Raw genomic sequence first — 16,670 nt, forward strand, 5'->3', positions numbered from 1 at the left:
CCATCTCCTAGCGTCGGTATACAAACTCCGGCGGCGCGACCTCTCGCACTTCTTCGGTCAAAAGCGCATCCAGCGCCGCGCGACCGGCAGATTTGCGGCACACCGGGTCGGGCGCCGATGCGTCCCCCAGCACTGCCATCGCCTGACAGCGGCATCCGCCAAAATCAATGTCGCGCCGTTCGCATCCCTGACACAGGTCCGGCAACCAATCCGTCCCGCGATAGGCGTTGAACGCCGACCCGTCATACCAGATATCCGCCAGTTTGCGCGCGGTCACGTTGTCAAAGGTCAGATGCGGGATGGTTTCAGCGGCATGGCAGGGCAGCACCGTGCCATCCGGCGTGACGTTCAGTCCGGTGGACCCCCAGCCATTCATGCACGCCTTGGGGAAATCCGAGTAGTAGTCCGGCGGCACGAAATCGATAACCAACTGCCCCCTGAGCGATTCCACCGCCCGCGCAACGGTCTTTTTCGCCGTCTCCACCTGCGCCCGACTGGGTTGCAGCGCGGCACGGTTGACCAGCGCCCAGCCCTGAAACTGCACGCAGGCAATCTCGATCCGCCGCGCACCAAGGCGCAGCGCCATGTCGATGGTCGCAGGCAGGTCGTCGAGGTTCTCGCGGTGCATCACCGCGTTCAGCGTCAGCGGAAAGCCGATGTCGGATATGATCTCGGCCACGTGCATCTTGCGGTCAAACCCACCGTCATAACCGCCGATGCGGTCCGCCATCGCCGCCGTGACGCCTTGCAGGGACAGCTGCACATGGTCCAGCCCCGCATCGTCCAGCGCGCGCAGGCGGCGTTCATTCAGCCCGACGCCCGAGGTGATAAGGTTGGTGTATAACCCCGCCTCCCGCGCCGCCGCCACAAGTGCCTCCAGATCACGCCGCGACGCAGGCTCACCCCCCGAAAGGTGCAGCTGCAACACGCCCAGCTTGGCCGCCTGTACAAAGACATCCGCCCACGCCTCGGTGCTCAATTCGGCATCGCGCGCCAGCAACTCGGTCGGGTTCGAGCAATAGGGGCAGGCCAGCGGACAACGGTGCGTCAGCTCGGCCAGCATCGCCATGGGGGGATCAATGCGGACGGACATGCACCATCCCCCGATCCCGCAGGTCTTCGACAAACGCCACCACATCCGGCGCGATCACGTCCAACGGCGCGTCATAGACCTGCGCCAGCGCCTCCGAAATCTCCGACAGGCTCGCCTCTCCGTCCAGTTGCCCCAACACCGCCGTGCCCACCTGATCCAGCACCAGCACCCGCTCGGGTCCCAGCAGCACATCCACCTTGCGCACCGCATCGAACTGCGTCCGCACGCCGCGCGGCAGGAATGGCACGTCCTCAGGGCTCATGCGGCGAGCCCCTCACCCGGTTGCCAGCCGCCGGGCGGAATGCGACCGGGTTCCACATAAGCCGACCACAGCGCGTCCAACTGTGCCCACAGCACCTCGGTCTTGAAAGTCAGCGCGCGCACGGCTGCGTCCTGATCGGGCCGCGTTACGGCGTGATCCATCACCCATTTCAGGCCAAAGGCCACGTCTTTGGGCGCCTCGTTCAGACGGTTCTGGAAATAGGACAGCGTGTCGGCATTGGCGAACTCGTAATGCTCCAGCAGGCCCGCGATACGGTTCTTGTGGATGGCCGGTGCGAACAGTTCGGTCAGCGACGATGCCACGGCGGGCAACAGCGGCTCGTCCCGCACAAACCGCACATAGGCGTCAACGGCAAAGCGTGTGGCAGGCAGAATGCCCGCTTCGGACGCGACATAATCAGGGTCCAGCCCCACGCCCTCGGCCAGTTTCAGCCAACGGGCAATGCCGCCCTCGCCCGGGGCCGACCCATCGTGATCCTCGATCCGCGACCGCCACGCGCGGCGCAGGGCCGGATCGCTCACACGGGACATGAAAGCGGCGTCCTTCATCGGAATGCGCGTCTGGTAATAATACCGGTTGATCACCCACGCCCGCACCTGATCCGGCGTGCAATCGCCCGCGTGCAGCTTGTGGTGAAACGGGTGCTTGTCGTGATAGCGCGCGTCGCCAACGGCGCGCAACCGCGCCTCGAAGGCCTCGGCACTGTCAGGCTGATCGGTCACAGCGTGATCTCCATCCCGTCAAAGGCAATTTCCCACCCGCGCGCCAGCACCTCCGCCCGCTCGGGCGCGTCCGGTTGCAGGATGGGGTTTGTGTTGTTGATGTGGATGAACAGCTTGCGCCCGCCCACATTGTCCAGCCGCGCCAGCGACCCCAGGTCCCCGTTCAACGGCACATGGCCCATGCGCGCGCCGGTTTTCTCGCCCGTGCCGGTGCGCTGCATGTCGTCATTGTTCCAAACCGTGCCATCAAACAGCAGCAGGTCCACGGCACCGAGCCGGTCCAGCAACCAGTCGGGAATGGCGGCGCATCCCGGCACATAGGCCGCCCGCGTCGTGCCGTCCTCCAGCATCAGGCCCACGGTCTGCTCTCCCACTTCTTCAAGGTTCAGCGTCTCCCCTTCGAGAAACAGCGCCACCTTTCCCGGCACGGCAAAGGGGGTGACTGTCAGGCCGGGCACCGGTTCAAACGGCACATCCAGCGTGATCCGGTGCTGCGCCACCAGTGCAGCGTCCAGCACCCCAAACACCGAATTGCTCTGCAAAATTTCCAGCCCCGCCGCCGTGGCAAAGACATCGAACGGCGTCTTTTCCCGCAAGGTCAGCAGGCCCGCGATATGGTCAATATCGCCGTTGGTCAGCACCACCGACGCAATGGGCGAGCCGCGCAATCCCGGCGGGTGCATCTGCGCACAGGCATCCACCTGCGCCCGGATGTCGGGCGAGGCGTTCAGCACCGCCCACGCAGCCCCGTCCACCGACACGGCGACCGACGATTGCGTCATGCGCGGGATCACACCCTTGCGCGCGTCCGTGCAGTTGCGGCAGCCACAATTCCATTGGGGCAGCCCCCCGCCGGCGGCTGCCCCAAGAACAATCAATCTCATGTAAGTCTGTGTGGCTTAGATCACGTCGCGCTCGGCGCCGCGGTCATCGTCCTCACCGGGGCCATACATGTTGATCTCCATGCCGCACTTCACTTCGCGCGCTTTGGGTTTTGTCCATGCCATAACGAATTCCTCCTCTTTTGCCTGATCACGATAACGGGGCAGCGGCGCGGGACATATGCGACTTTAGCCCTAGCCTCACTCGGACCAGACCGCCATCTTGCGGTCGATGGTCTTGCGCGAGACGCCCAGACGGCGGGCCGCCTCGGCCCGGTTGCCGTCACACAGGTCGAGCATCCGCAGGATGTGCCGCTGCACCACCAGATCAAGGTTTTCGATCGCCTGCGCCCCTGTCACACTGCCCCCGCCGGAAAACTCCTCCGGGAAAGCGCCCAGAATGACCGACCGTTCAATAAGGTTGCGCAATTCCCGCACATTGCCTGGCCATGCGTAGCGCCGCAGCTTCAGCAATGTTTCCTCGTCCAGTTCCAGCGACGGCATGGCAAGCGAGGCGGAAAACTGCGCCATGAAATGCGCGGCCAATTCAACGATATCGTCCATCCGGTCCCTGAGCGGCGGCATGTCGATCTTGACCACGTGGATGCGGTGATACAGGTCCGCCCGGAACCGCCCCGCCGCCACTGACGCCTCGATGTCGTCATTGGTGGCAAAGAGGAACCGCACGTTCAGCGGGATCTCCCGCTCGGCACCGACGGGCCGCACTTTCTTGTCCTCCAGCACGCGCAGCAGCGCGGCCTGCACCGTCTCGGGCATCTGCGCAATCTCGTCGAGCAGCAGCGTGCCGCCATCAGCCAGCAGCAACAGCCCCGGTTTCAGCCGGTCCTCCGCCTCGACCACGCCAAAAAGTTCATCGGCGAAACGGTCCGGCTGGATCGTGGCGCAGTTCACGGGAACAAAGGGCGCATCGGCCCGGTCCGACGCGTCGTGCAGGTGGCGCGCGGCCATCTCCTTGCCCGTGCCGCTGGCGCCGGTGAACAGCACCGGCGTGGGCAGCGGGGCCAGCCGTGCCAGCATCCCGCGCACATCCTCCATCGGTTCGGAATTGCCCAAAAGCTTGCCATGCCCTTGCCCCGACGACAGTTCGCGCCGCAGCAGCGTGTTGTCCCGTTGCAGGTATTTGCGGTCCAGCGTGCGGGCCACGGCGCTGAGAATTTGATTGGCGCGGAATGGTTTGAGGACAAAATCGCTGACCCCTGCCCGCAGGGCTGCAATCGCTGTCTCAAGGTCCGCATAAGCGGTAATCAGGATCGCGTCAGCAAACAGGCCCTTGCGCTTTTGTTCCGTCAGCCAGTCAAGGCCCGTCCCCCCCGGCATCAGATTGTCGAAAATCACCAGATCATATTGCGCGTCATCCAGCGCCTTGGTCGCCTGCGCAGGCGATCCCACGGCCTCCACACGCTTGACCCGCGGCTCCAGCGTCTTGGTCAGAAAATGCCGCATCCCCGGCTCGTCATCAATCACGAGGATCGACGCGCCAGCCAGCGACTTGCCGTAGATATCCGGGGTGGAGCGCGGCGCGTTCATCGGCTCAGTCCAGCCGCACAGCGTCGCCTGACTGTACCGCGTCAGACGAAAACCCCATCTCGTGCAGCACAAAATACGATGCCACGGAAATCACGATCATCGCGGCAAATCCCATCATCATGGCCTTCATCGGTCTCTCCTATTCGGTTGCGTCGCGCAAAAAGGCGATCAAATCGGCGCGGTCCTGCGGTGCCGCGATCACCTGCATCGGCATCTTTGATCCCGGAATGTAGTGGTCCGGGCCTTCGTCAAACAGGGCGTCAATCGTGGTGTCATCCCAGACAATCGCAGACCCGTCCAGCGTTGGCGAGTAGCGATAGCCCGGCACCACACCCGCCTTGCGCCCGAAGACCCCGTGCAGCGTCGGCCCCGCCTTGCGCGACGGTCCGTCCTCAAGGCTGTGGCAGATCGAACATTTGCGCATGAACTGCCGTTCACCATTGCTCATCGTCGCTGCGTCGCGCAGGAAACTGCGGGTGTCGCCGCCCGCCGGGTCGTAGGTATCCAAAAGCGCCACAGGCCAGGCATAAATCACGTCGTCGATCCCACCCGCATGGATCACCGTCCCGTCCGTGGAAAAGGCCAGCGCCCAGACCGGCCCTTGCCGCATGGCGCGAAAGTCGCGGGCAATCCGCCAGTCGTTTGTGTCCACCATCATGATGTGCCCCTCACCATCCCCGATGGCGAGTTGCCCGGTGGGCGCGTGAAAATCCATCGACAGGATGGGGCGGCGGTCGAGGGTGAAATCTGCAATCTCTTCACCCGTCTCCCGGTTGATCACCCGCGTGGTGCCGTCGACAGCGCCATAGGCGAGCCAGTCGCCGTGAACGACAATCCGGTTGATGCCAAACCCCTGATTGGCAATGATCCGCGATCCCATCCCGCCCCAAACGCGCACTGTCCCGTCGGACGATGCCGAATAAAGCGCACCGTCAGGATCAAAGGCGACATCCGTCACGTTCGACCGGTGATCGGTCAGGTCGCCGCCGATCTTGGCAGATGGCTGCGCACCATCCGACAGCAGCGAGGAAAACAGGCTCATTATCCGAATGGAGCCGTCCCAACTGGCTATCGCCGCGCTCCGCCGATCCGGTGCAATGGCAATGGCACTGATCTTGCCCTTCATCCGGGTCACTTCAAAAGGCTCCGGGTCATCGGGACGCCACATCAGAACGCGGAAATCGTCACCGCCCGAAAACGCCACGGACGCGCTATATGTCACTGCCGTTACCGCCGCATCATGGCCTTCGCGCCATTCCGGCCCCGGCCACAGACCGACCGAGTTGTCGAAACTCGCAGACGCCAGTGCCCCGTCCGGCGACACATCCAGCGCCATGACAGGGCCGCCATGGCCCTTGTAGGTCGTGAATTCCTGCGCGGCGGCGGGCAGCGCGAGGCACAGCAAAAGACTACTCAGCAGGTGTCGCATCTTTAGGTGCTGCCTTGCCCTTTGCCTCCAACTCTTCGAGCCACAGCGAATGGTGCTGGCGCGCCCACGCCTCGTCCACCTCGCCCGTGCCCATCGCGTCATAGGCGCCTTCCATGCCCACCGACCCGATGTAGATATGCGCGATGATGATCGCCATCAGAACAAAGGCCACAATGGCGTGCCACGCTTGGGCGTATTGCATCTCTTCGTGCGGGGCGAGGCCCTCGGGCAACGGCCCGTAAATCGGCAGGCTTTCGATCCCCACGGACCGCATCAAATCAAACGTCTTCATGAACATCGGGAACTCAAAGGGGAACAGCAACGACACACCCGAAAGCGAAATTGAACCGCCCAGCAGGATCACCGACCAAAAGATGATCTTTTGCCCGCCGTTGAACTTTTTCGCTGGCGGGTGTTTCGATCCAATGATGCCGCCCGCTTGGGCAAACCACGTGATGTCGGTGCGGTTCGGGATATTGTGCCAGACCCACAGCACAAAAATGGCGACCAGCGCCACGATAAACGCCCACGCCACATTGTTGTGGATGTATTTCGACGCCATCAGCAGCGTCGCGTTGAACTCTTTGGAGATGTAAGGCGCGATGAACATGCGCCCGAACAGGGTCAGCAACCCGGTGATCCCCAGCAGGATGAACGACCCGGCCAGCAACCAGTGCGATGCCCGCTCAAAGCTCTTGAAGCGGGTGACCGTGCGGCCCGTTTTCTCGTAATCCAGCTTGACCCGGCCCCGCAGGACAAAGAACACGACAAGCAAGGCGATGGTGCCCAGCAGCAGATAGCCCCCGTATTTCGCCAAAGGTCCCTGCCGGAATTGCAGCCACGCCATGCCGCCATCCTGCACCAGAACGGTGGCCACCTCACCGCCCGACGACACGGTGATGTCAGCCGATCCGTAGCGCAGCGCACGCCACAGGTCCGGGTCGGACGCGCCGCCCAATGTGCCAAGTTGCCCCGAAAGGTCGCGCGCAGCCCCCGCCGCATCGCCGGTTTTGGGCGCGACCTCTTCGCCGCGCTGGCGGGCCATGATGTCCTCAAGCGTCTGTGCGCCGCCCGTTGCGGCGCGGTCGCCCGCCGCGTCCTGCGCATCCGCCAACGCAGGCCACATCCCCAGGCACAACACAAAAACCAGAATGGCACGTAGCATATCTTGTCTCTCCTCATGCCGCGCCCGGGCGCGGCGTTATCCTTCGATGCTGATCAGCTCGATCGTGAAATTCAGCACTTCGTTTGGCCCAATGGCCTGCCCTGCACCATTGGCCCCATAGGCCAGGTCGGATGGAATCCAGACGTCCCATTTGGCGCCGGGTGACATCAGTTGCAGCACCTCCTGCCAGCCGGGAATGACACCGCCCACAGGGAACGTCGCAGGTTCGCCACGCGCGATCGAACTGTCGAAAACGCTGCCATCCAGCAGGCGGCCCTCGTAATGCACCGTGACCGTCTGATCCGCCGACGGGCTGTCACCACTGCCCGCCGCGCGGACCTCGTATTGCAGACCACTGTCAGTCGTGACCACCCCGCTGCGTGTGGCGTTGGCTTCGAGATAGGCGGCATTGTCCGTCAGCTTCTGTTCCGCACTGGCGGCAGCTTCGGCTTGCTGGCGCTGCTGGACAACAGCCTGCATCGCGCCCACTGCGGCCTGCATCTCTTCGGAGGTCAGCCGGGGTTCCTTGCCGTCCACGGCGTCCTGAATGGCGAGGGCCAGTGCGGCCACGTCGACTTCGGCAAAACCCTGATCGCGAATGTTCAGCCCGACCTGCAATCCAATGGCATAGCTGGCGCGGGCGATATCGGTGTCCAGCGGGGGTGCGTCCTGCGCCACCACGGGCAGTGGGGACAGACACAAGGCGCTGACAGTGAGCGCGGGTACGAGACGATGCATGGTAAGCCTTTCAAAAATCGGAAACATCATGACTCCGTAGCTATCGCCCCCGGCGACCCATGCCAAATGAACTGAAAGGGAGCGCGGATATCCGCCGCGCTGCCAGATTGCCCGGGCAGCCTTGCCGCTGCCCGGGCGTGCTGGAATCGCCGGTGCACGTGTTGCGCACACTGACCGGCGATCCCGTCGCTTAGCCGTCCTGACGACCGTAGGCCGAACCCCAGCCCCACGCGCCCGAACCAAAGCCGCGCGCCACGACGCGCTCGCGGTAGATGGCGGACACAACGTCACCATCACCCGCCAACAGCGCCTTGGTGGAACACATCTCGGCGCAGATGGGCAGCTTGCCCTCGGCGATCCGGTTGCGCCCGTACTTGGCGAATTCGGCGGTCGAGTGGGTTTCTTCGGGACCACCGGCGCAGAAGGTACATTTGTCCATCTTGCCGCGGCTGCCAAAGTTGCCGGCCTGCGGGAATTGCGGCGCGCCAAAGGGGCACGCGTAAAAGCAATAACCACACCCGATGCAGAGGTCCTTGGAGTGCAGAACCACCCCTTCCTCGTTTTGGTAAAAGCAGTCCACAGGGCAGACCGCCATACAAGGCGCATCGGAACAGTGCATACACGCCACAGAGATCGACCGTTCGCCGGGATCACCATCATTGATGGTGACCACGCGGCGGCGGTTGATGCCCCAAGGCACTTCATGCTCGTTCTTACAGGCCGTGACGCAGGCGTTGCATTCAATGCAGCGCTCGGCGTCGCACAGGAACTTGGCTCTCGCCTGTCCTCCTAATGCCATGTCGTAATCCTCCTTACGCTGTCCAGATTTTGCAGAGAGTCGCTTTGGTCTCTTGCATCTGGGTTACTGAATCATAGCCATAGGTCTGGGCCGTGTTGGTGGATTCACCAAGCACGTATGGATCGGCACCCTCGGGATATTTCGAGCGTTGATCCTCACCCTGGAAATGACCGCCAAAGTGGAAGGGCATAAAGGCCACGCCTTCGCCCACCCGGTTGGTGACCATCGCCATAACCTTGACCTTGCCGCCTTCGGGCCCTTCGACCCAGACCTGTGTGCCGTCCCGCACGCCCAAATTGTTGGCGTCACGCGGGTTGATCTCGACAAACATGTCCTGTTGCAGTTCGGCCAGCCACGGGTTGGACCGGGTTTCGTCCCCGCCGCCCTCATATTCGACCAGACGGCCAGAGGTGAGGATGATCGGGTAGTCCTTCGAAAAGTCCTGCTTTTGGATCGACGCATACATCGTCGGCAGGCGATAGAACTTCCGGTCTTCGTAGGTGGGGTAGTCAGCCACAAGGTCCCTGCGATTGGTATACAGGGGCTCGCGGTGGACAGGCACCGGATCAGGGAAGGTCCACACAACCGCGCGGGCCTTGGCGTTCCCGAAGGGCGCACAGCCATGCTTGATCGCGACCCGCTGGATGCCGCCCGACAGGTCGGTCTTCCAGTTGGTCTTGGGACCCGCAACCGCATCAATCGCGGCGCGTTCGTCGTCCGTCAGATCACCGTCCCAGCCCAGATCCATCAGCATCTGCATCGTGAATTCAGGGTATCCATCCTGAATTTCCGATCCGACACTGTAGACCCCTTCGGCCAGCAGGTTGTCGCCGTCCCGTTCCACGCCGAAACGCGCGCGGAAGGTCAGACCACCCTCGGCCACGGGTTTCGACATGTCATAAAGGTTCGGCGTGCCCGGGTGGTTCATCTCGGGCGTGCCCCAGCTGGGCCATGGCAGACCGTAATAATCGCCATCTGCGGGGCCACCAATGGCCTGCAACGTGGTGCGATCAAACGTGTGCTGGTTCGCCATGTGCTTCTTGATCCGCTCAGGGCTCTGGCCGGTGTAACCCACCGTCCACATGCCCCGGTTGATCTCGCGCAGCGTGTCCTCCGGCTCGGGCGTCAGGCCGTCTTCTTCCAGCTTGATGTTGCGGAAGATACGGTCGTGGAACCCGAACTTTTGGGCGAACAGGGCAATGATCTCTTCGTCCCGCTTGGATTCAAACAGGGGATCAATGACCTTTTCGCGCCACTGGATCGACCGGTTCGACGCCGTGACAGAACCACGCGTTTCGAACTGGGTACAGGCCGGCAGCAGGTACACACCGTCCGTGCGGTCATGCAGCACGGCAGACACGGTCGGGAAGGGGTCGATGACAACCAGCATATCCAGCTGTTCCATCGCCTTCTTCATTTCGACCATGCGGGTTTGCGAGTTGGGCGCGTGGCCCCACAGAACCATGGCGCGGACCTTGTTGGGCTGATCCGTGTTCTCCGGGTCTTCCAACACACCGTCGATCCAGCGCGACACCGGAATACCGGTGAGGTTCTGAAGCGACTTTTCCTTGCCATCAGTGCCGGTGACCTTGTCAAACTGACCGGCCAGCCATTCGGAGTCCTCACCCCAAACGCGACCCCAGTGGCCCCATGCGCCTGCCGACAGACCGTAGTAGCCGGGCAGCGTGTGGGACAGAACACCAAGGTCCGTCGCGCCTTGTACGTTGTCGTGGCCGCGGAAGATGTTGGTGCCGCCACCGCTGGTGCCCATGTTGCCAAGGGCAAGCTGAAGCACACAATAGGCACGGGTGTTGTTGTTGCCGTTGGTGTGCTGCGTGCCACCCATGCACCAGATCACGGTGCCGGGGCGGTTGTTGGCCAGCGTCCGCGCAACCCGCTTGAGTTGGCTTCCGGGGGCACCGGTGACGCGCTCCACCTCTTCGGGTGTCCACTTGGCCACTTCTTCCTTGATCTGGTCCATGCCCCAGACGCGGGTGCGGATGAATTCCTGATCCTCCCACCCGTTGTCGAAGATGTGCCACAGGATACCCCAGACCAGCGCCACGTCGGAACCGGGACGGAACCGCACATATTCGTCCGCGTGGGCCGCCGTGCGGGTAAAGCGCGGGTCACACACGATGACGGGGGCGTTGTTCTGCTCTTTGGCGCGCAGCAGGTGCAGCAGGGACACGGGGTGTGCCTCAGCCGGGTTGCCGCCGATGATAAAGATCGCCTTGGAGTTATGGATGTCATTGTAGCTGTTGGTCATGGCGCCGTAGCCCCATGTGTTCGCAACACCCGCAACAGTGGTCGAGTGACAGATCCGCGCCTGATGATCCACGTTGTTCGTGCCCCAATAGGCGGCGAACTTGCGGAACAGGTAGGCCTGTTCGTTGTTGTGCTTGGCCGAACCCAGCCAATAGACGCTGTCCGGGCCGCTTTCGTCCCGGATGTTCATCATGCCGCCGCCGATCTCGTCGATCGCCTGCTCCCATGAGACGCGCTTCCACTCACCACCCTCTTTCTTCATCGGGTATTTGAGGCGGCGTTCCCCATGGGCGTGCTCGCGAACAGCGGCCCCCTTGGCGCAATGCGCACCCAGGTTGAACGGGCTGTCCCAGCCGGGTTCCTGACCCGTCCAGACACCGTCCTGCACCTCGGCCACGACCGTACAGCCGACCGAGCAGTGCGTGCACACCGTCTTTTTCAAATCCACTTTGCCCGCTGCTGCCGTGGCAGCATTGGCCTGGGTGACGGTTCCGCCCGTGGCGGCAATGGCCGACAGGCCCCCAATCACCAGTCCCGATCCGCGCAGGAATGCGCGCCGGTCTACCGAAGCGTTTGCCGCCTCGGTCAGGATACTTGTCCGCTGGGGGCGTCGCGCAACCCCGTTGGTCTTTTTCCTAAGCATGTTTGCTTCCTCTCCCTTGCTTGCCATCGTTCCCGAATGGCTCGCTTGGTCTCTCATGGTTCTCAGCAGTCGGGCGTCACGCAACCAGTCGCTGATCCCCTGCCCCGTCCGGGGTCATTCCCGGGCGTTGCATCCTTTGTGTGCACCTCAGAACTTGGCGCTTTCAAAATACGCGCGGGTGTGCGCGGTATCCTGCATCTTCTCCGAGGTCAGGTCCGGCTCTGCCGCGGCCTGCGCCCCGCCTGCCGTTGCAACCGCCACCGCTGCTGCGGGGGCTGCCGTTCCGGCCAGCTTCAGAAAGTCGCGGCGCGATGCACCATCTTCTTTCCTGCTCATGCGATCGTCTCCTCTCGCTGCTCAAGGCCGGGTTGCCCCGACCGGTTTGACGCCTCAGTCGGCGCCGCTCATCCGGAAGGCTTCCGCCTCCACGGACATGAAGATTTTGCCGACCGTGCCCACGGGGCTGTAAAAGACGGATGTCTTTGCCTCCTCCAGATCGGTAAAGAAATGCCCGGCCCACGGGCCGATATGCTTGTTGAAGAACGTCTTTTGCGCCGTCACATCCGCAGGGGTACCGAACCGGCCCACGATCATCGCGGCCATCATCTCCATCAGGCTGGCAATGCTGTCTTCGGGCTCGAACACGGTCTCTGACCGCTGCATCCCGATCCGGCCCATGTCCTGCCGCAGGACCGCCAGCGGCTTTTCGTTCAGGAACCCGGTCAGGTAGTAGCTGGCAAAGGGCAGCAGCTCGCCCCGGCCCAAACCGATGAACAGCTTGTTGAACTCCGATTCCGCCGCCTTGGGCTTGGTCACCTTGGCCAGTCTGGCCAGCGTGCCAATGGCCTGTCCCAGCTCGGTGTCGTCACCTGACAGCCCTGCCGTCTGCGCCAGAAGCATCTCGTCCGGCGGCCCGGCCAGCAACGCACCAAGGAAGTTGTAAAGATCGGCGCGGGCGCGATCCATATCGGTGATCGTGGTGTCTTCGGCGGCTGTCACTGTCTTGTCTTCCATTAGCTCATGTCGAATGCGAACCGCATCCGGCGCTGCGGCATTGCGGGCGCTTCGGGTTCCGGTTCCGGCAAGGGGGTCGGTTCGGCAGCCGCGATCAGCGGGGCCTCTTCTTCTTCGTCTGCGAATTCTTCGGCGGGGGCCTCTTCGGTATCCTCATCGGCCTCTTCATCCTCAAGGAACGCTGTCACCATGCCTTTGCCGACCTGATAGACGGTCTGCATGTTCTCGATCACCGTGGCCGCATCGGTGTAATCCTCACCGTAATCCACCAGCCCATCCAGATTGGCGAGCATCGGGTTCAGCCGCCACATCCGGCGCAGCGCGCGGGTCTTGAGCCGTTGCGGCAACTCTTGCCTGAGAAAGTCCCGGATGGCCTCCGGGCTGTCCAGCGCCTCCGGCTCGGGCAGGTTCAACTCGGCCAGAATCTCGTCATCGGGCCGCTCGTCGCGCCTGGCCAATTCGGCCTCGGCCACGCGCGCCTCCACGGCCTGCGCTTCGGCTTCAACCCCGGCACGCCGCCGGGACCAGAAATCACGCCCCTCGCTCAATGCACCCGCCTCCGCTGCCGCGCAGGCGACGCATAGATATCCGCCGCCGATGAAATCCGCGGATCGCCAATCCCGTCTTGCGTCAGATCGATGCGCTTCTTGTCGCGCTTGCGCTTGATGAACACTTCGTCCTCGTGAAAGGCGCTGACAAAGCCCTGCACCCACGCCATCAGCCCGGGCGGCATCGGGACCTTTTCCACGATCTCCTCGCCGCTGTCGGTGTAATCCTGCGCCTCATAGGGCGACGCGGTGACCAGCAGAACATCCAGCGGCTGATCCCCCTCGCCGTCCCGCATGATCACGTAGATCGACGGAACCTCGGCGGACAACCCATGCAGATACGCCTCCGTCTCGGCCCCGTGCAGGTCCAGCGGCAACGTGGCGGCGTGGTATTCCACGGCCTCCCCCTCGCGGCGCAGCTCCTGCCAATCGGCAAGCCCTGCACCCGGCAGCACGGCAACCGCCTTCCAGCTGTGCGTGGCCCAACGGGTCACGCCCGGCAGGCGCCGCAACACGACGCCCAAAGGCATTGTTTGATACTGGTCGGGGTTACGGATCACCCTATGTCCTCCCTTGGTGTTATCAAACTGCCAAAAATTTCATCCTCAAAGCGGCTTGTTCAGGATTTGTCGCTTCGCACCTACCCAAAGGCAATTTGGCCAGCCTGTCTGAGGCCGCAGGTCATGTAGGGACGAAATGTCCATCACGACTATTTCAGTCGGGAATACATCCGCATACCGAATCGCGAATCACCACATGCCCACCCGGGCAATTCCAGCCCGCAACCGAACCGTAAAACGGTTTGTGAAGCGGTCCGAATCATGTCTAGGCTGCCGCAGCTACACGGGCGACGAAGGACCAAGAAAGGCCCTTCAGACGGGGGAGACGAACGTGGTCAAATCATTGATAACATGCGATTGTTTGGGAACCCAGACCATCGACGCCGAAGGGCTGTCCAACGCCACCGGACTGGACGTCCGCCCCCCCTGCTCTGCCCTCTGCACCACGCAGATCAACATCGCGCAGGCCGCCCTCGCCGACCCCGATGCCGTTTTTTGCTGCACCCAAGAAGCCCGCCTGTTCGAAGAGCTGGCAGAGGGTCTGGACCGCCCCGCACCCCCTACGCTGGACCTGCGCGACCGCGCCGGGTGGAGCGCGGATGACACCCTAAAACTGCCCAAAATGTCCGCACTCATCGCAGACGCCATGCTGCCCGCCGATGCGGAAAAGACGCTGGATGTGGTCAGTGAGGGGCTGTGCCTGATCCTTGGGCCTGCCGCTGTGGCGCTCGACGCCGCCGAACAGCTCAAGGATCATTTGGGTGTCACCGTCCTGCTGTCCGACGCCGCCGACATCCCCGACACCCGCGCCTATGACGTGGTGGTTGGGCGCTTGCGCCGCGCCGCCGGTGCGTTTGGCCAGTTCGACGTGGTGATCGACGCCCTGCAACAGATTGAACCGGGCGGGCGCGGCGCGTTTACGCTCACCGATCCGCGCGACGGGGCACTGTCGCAATGCGACATCATCCTTGATCTGCGGGGCGACACGGCGCTGTTTCCCGCGCCGGAAAAACGCGACGGCTATCTGCGGGCCGACCCCGGCCATGCGCCCGGTGTCGCGGCTGCGATCATGGCCGCGTCGCACCTGACCGGCACGTTCGAAAAGACGCTCTATGTCAAAACCGCGCCCCTGCTCTGCGCCCATTCGCGCGCCGAACAGACCGGCTGCACCAACTGCCTCGACCTGTGTCCGACGGGGGCGATTACTTCTGCGGGCGAACATGTGAGCACCGACCCGATGATCTGCGCGGGTTGCGGGGCGTGCTCTGCCGCCTGCCCATCGGGTGCTATCACCTATGATGCACCCGCGGTGGACCTGACCATGCGGCGCGTCCAGACGATGGCCAAAGCGTTCCTCGACGCGGGCGGCACCGCGCCCCGCCTGCTGGTCCACAACGCCCACGGAGCCGAGATGGTGCGCCTGAGCGCGCGCCACGGGCGCGGGTTGCCCGCTGACGTGATCCCGCTTGAGATGTCGGCCATCGGCGCCTTTGGCCATGCCGAGGCGGTCGCCGCCCTTGCCGCCGGGTTTGCACATGTCACCCTTTTGCCCGGCCCGACATCGGATATCCCCGCGTTAGAGACGCAGATTGCCCTCGCCAATGCCATCGCAGGGGCGGGCAAGGTTGCGCTGCTCGACACACCCGACCCCGACGCGATGAGCGATGCGCTCTTTGCGGGCGAGGCCCCTGCCCCCGTTGCCCAGCCCGTTCGCCCCATGGGCACCCGCCGCCAGATCGCCCGCCAAGCCGCCAAAGCACTGCATCCAGACACCGACAGGATCGCGCTGCCGGACGGTGCGCCATACGGTGCGGTGGTCGTCGACACGGACGCCTGCACGCTTTGCCTGAGCTGCGTGTCGCTTTGCCCCTCCGGTGCGCTTGGCGACAACTCCGACAAACCGCAACTGCGGTTTCAGGAGGACGCCTGCCTGCAATGCGGTCTGTGCGCCAATATCTGCCCCGAGGATGCCATCACCTACGCGCCCCGCCTTGACCTGACCGACGCGGCGCTGACCCAGACCATCCTCAACGAGGAAGAGCCGTTTCCCTGCATCGAATGCGGGTCACTCTTTGGCTCCAAATCCGCCATCGACCGGATCACCGACAAGCTCAAGGACCACGCCATGTTTGCCGGTGACAAACTGCGCATGATCCAGATGTGCGACAACTGCCGGGTAACGGCGCAGTTCCACGCGGACGACAACCCGTTTCAGGGCGGCGAGCGCCCGCGCGTGCGCACCACCGACGACTACCTGTCAAAGCGGCGCGATCACTGATGCTCCAGCGGTTTGCCCAGATCGGCCGGGGCCAGCGCGGCCACGTAGGCCAGAATCGCCTCAAGATCGTCGAGCGTCAGTTCGATCGGGGCGATGGGCGACGGGCGGTCGATGGGAAACGGGTCCGTGACCCCTTCGAGCTGGGTAAAGGCCGCGTGCGGTTTCAGGAAATAGAACCCGGCAAAGCGCGATTCCCAATCCTCGAACCCGCGCATCACGAAAAAGCTGGGGGTGGAGCCGATGCCAAAACCGCCCCTGCCCCGCTCGGTCACGTGGCAGCGCCCGCATTTGGCCCAGGACGCCTCTTGTCCCGCCACCGCATCGCCGGTCATCTCGACCTTGGCCACGACAACCTTTTGCACCTTGGGTTCGGTAAACAGCGCGTCGCCGTCCGGCGCAAAGCTCTGGATGGTGCGGCTGCCCACCTGCGAGGTCAGCCACTCGGCAAAGCGTTGCGCCCCCTTGGTGTCACTGCGCAGGTCCAGATGCCACGTCTCGCCCAGCCCCGAAAACAGCGCGCGCCCCTCAGGCCCCAGCACCAGCTCGGCCTGTGCCGGGTCGTCGACAATTTCGACCCTAACTTGGGTTTTCAGCGAGAAACGCGGCGCGATATGCTTGATCAGACCGCTTTCGACAAGGGCGGGCGCGGCATAGAATGCCACCCGCTTGTCATCGGCCATTGCCAAACCGGGCAACAGGGC

General features: G+C 63.5%; 18 protein-coding genes. 1 reads left to right on the forward strand and 17 read right to left on the reverse strand.

The features are described 5' to 3' along the window. Positions 1-7: 7 nt before the first annotated feature. The 16 genes from pqqE to Q1A85_RS19785 form a co-directional block, all read right to left on the reverse strand. Positions 8-1,093: a pyrroloquinoline quinone biosynthesis protein PqqE gene (gene pqqE / locus Q1A85_RS19710; RefSeq protein ID WP_299693678.1), complete on the reverse strand. Its 1,086-nt coding sequence runs from the start codon at positions 1,091-1,093 to the stop codon at positions 8-10. Further along, positions 1,077-1,355: a pyrroloquinoline quinone biosynthesis peptide chaperone PqqD gene (pqqD, locus tag Q1A85_RS19715; protein ID WP_299693681.1), complete on the reverse strand. Its 279-nt coding sequence runs from the start codon at positions 1,353-1,355 to the stop codon at positions 1,077-1,079. The genes pqqE and pqqD overlap by 17 nt, the downstream gene beginning before the upstream one ends. Then, the gene (pqqC, locus tag Q1A85_RS19720) at positions 1,352-2,098 is read right to left on the reverse strand and encodes a pyrroloquinoline-quinone synthase PqqC (RefSeq protein ID WP_299693683.1); all 747 of its coding nucleotides are present in this window, start codon (positions 2,096-2,098) and stop codon (positions 1,352-1,354) included. The genes pqqD and pqqC overlap by 4 nt, the downstream gene beginning before the upstream one ends. Next, on the reverse strand, positions 2,095-2,982 hold the full coding sequence (gene pqqB, locus Q1A85_RS19725) for a pyrroloquinoline quinone biosynthesis protein PqqB (RefSeq protein WP_299693685.1): 888 nt from the start codon (positions 2,980-2,982) through the stop codon (positions 2,095-2,097). The genes pqqC and pqqB overlap by 4 nt, the downstream gene beginning before the upstream one ends. A 15-nt stretch (positions 2,983-2,997) precedes the next feature. Then, a complete protein-coding gene (gene pqqA, locus Q1A85_RS19730; RefSeq protein ID WP_076630733.1) occupies positions 2,998-3,105 on the reverse strand; it encodes a pyrroloquinoline quinone precursor peptide PqqA in 108 nt (35 codons plus the stop codon). Between the two features lie 75 nt (positions 3,106-3,180). After that, positions 3,181-4,527, reverse strand: a complete 1,347-nt coding sequence (locus tag Q1A85_RS19735) for a sigma-54 dependent transcriptional regulator (RefSeq protein WP_299693688.1) — start codon at positions 4,525-4,527, stop codon at positions 3,181-3,183. Between the two features lie 4 nt (positions 4,528-4,531). Then, positions 4,532-4,657, reverse strand: a complete 126-nt coding sequence (locus Q1A85_RS19740) for a hypothetical protein (RefSeq protein ID WP_299693691.1) — start codon at positions 4,655-4,657, stop codon at positions 4,532-4,534. Between the two features lie 9 nt (positions 4,658-4,666). Beyond that, entirely contained in the window at positions 4,667-5,956 is a 1,290-nt protein-coding gene (locus Q1A85_RS19745) for a c-type cytochrome (protein ID WP_299693693.1), read from the reverse strand. Next, entirely contained in the window at positions 5,937-7,121 is a 1,185-nt protein-coding gene (locus Q1A85_RS19750) for a formate dehydrogenase subunit gamma (protein WP_299693695.1), read from the reverse strand. The genes Q1A85_RS19745 and Q1A85_RS19750 overlap by 20 nt, the downstream gene beginning before the upstream one ends. Before the next feature lie 36 nt (positions 7,122-7,157). Next, complete coding sequence (locus Q1A85_RS19755) at positions 7,158-7,859, reverse strand: FKBP-type peptidyl-prolyl cis-trans isomerase (RefSeq protein WP_299693698.1); 702 nt, start codon at positions 7,857-7,859, stop codon at positions 7,158-7,160. A gap of 190 nt (positions 7,860-8,049) precedes the next feature. Beyond that, positions 8,050-8,658: a formate dehydrogenase FDH3 subunit beta gene (fdh3B, locus tag Q1A85_RS19760; RefSeq protein ID WP_039689579.1), complete on the reverse strand. Its 609-nt coding sequence runs from the start codon at positions 8,656-8,658 to the stop codon at positions 8,050-8,052. Between the two features lie 13 nt (positions 8,659-8,671). Then, positions 8,672-11,569: a formate dehydrogenase subunit alpha gene (locus tag Q1A85_RS19765; protein ID WP_299693701.1), complete on the reverse strand. Its 2,898-nt coding sequence runs from the start codon at positions 11,567-11,569 to the stop codon at positions 8,672-8,674. A 147-nt stretch (positions 11,570-11,716) separates the two neighbouring features. Next, a complete protein-coding gene (locus tag Q1A85_RS19770) occupies positions 11,717-11,905 on the reverse strand; it encodes a twin-arginine translocation pathway signal protein (protein ID WP_299693703.1) in 189 nt (62 codons plus the stop codon). A gap of 54 nt (positions 11,906-11,959) precedes the next feature. Beyond that, positions 11,960-12,583 (reverse strand): molecular chaperone TorD family protein, encoded by a 624-nt coding sequence (locus Q1A85_RS19775; RefSeq protein WP_299693705.1) that lies wholly within the window; start codon positions 12,581-12,583, stop codon positions 11,960-11,962. Further along, on the reverse strand, positions 12,583-13,131 hold the full coding sequence (locus tag Q1A85_RS19780) for a DUF3306 domain-containing protein (RefSeq protein ID WP_299693708.1): 549 nt from the start codon (positions 13,129-13,131) through the stop codon (positions 12,583-12,585). Before Q1A85_RS19780 ends, Q1A85_RS19775 begins: the two co-directional genes overlap by 1 nt. Further along, complete coding sequence (locus Q1A85_RS19785) at positions 13,128-13,661, reverse strand: DUF3305 domain-containing protein (RefSeq protein WP_299693865.1); 534 nt, start codon at positions 13,659-13,661, stop codon at positions 13,128-13,130. Before Q1A85_RS19785 ends, Q1A85_RS19780 begins: the two co-directional genes overlap by 4 nt. A gap of 361 nt (positions 13,662-14,022) precedes the next feature. Here Q1A85_RS19785 and Q1A85_RS19790 point away from each other — a divergent pair, with 361 nt between their 5' ends. After that, the gene (locus tag Q1A85_RS19790) at positions 14,023-15,969 is read left to right on the forward strand and encodes a 4Fe-4S binding protein (RefSeq protein ID WP_299693711.1); all 1,947 of its coding nucleotides are present in this window, start codon (positions 14,023-14,025) and stop codon (positions 15,967-15,969) included. Here Q1A85_RS19790 and Q1A85_RS19795 read toward each other — a convergent pair. Further along, entirely contained in the window at positions 15,963-16,649 is a 687-nt protein-coding gene (locus Q1A85_RS19795) for a hypothetical protein (RefSeq protein ID WP_299693714.1), read from the reverse strand. The genes Q1A85_RS19790 and Q1A85_RS19795 overlap by 7 nt on opposite strands. Positions 16,650-16,670: the final 21 nt, after the last annotated feature.

Origin of the sequence: uncultured Tateyamaria sp., assembly GCF_947503385.1 — a bacterium.
Lineage (GTDB): Bacteria > Pseudomonadota > Alphaproteobacteria > Rhodobacterales > Rhodobacteraceae > Tateyamaria.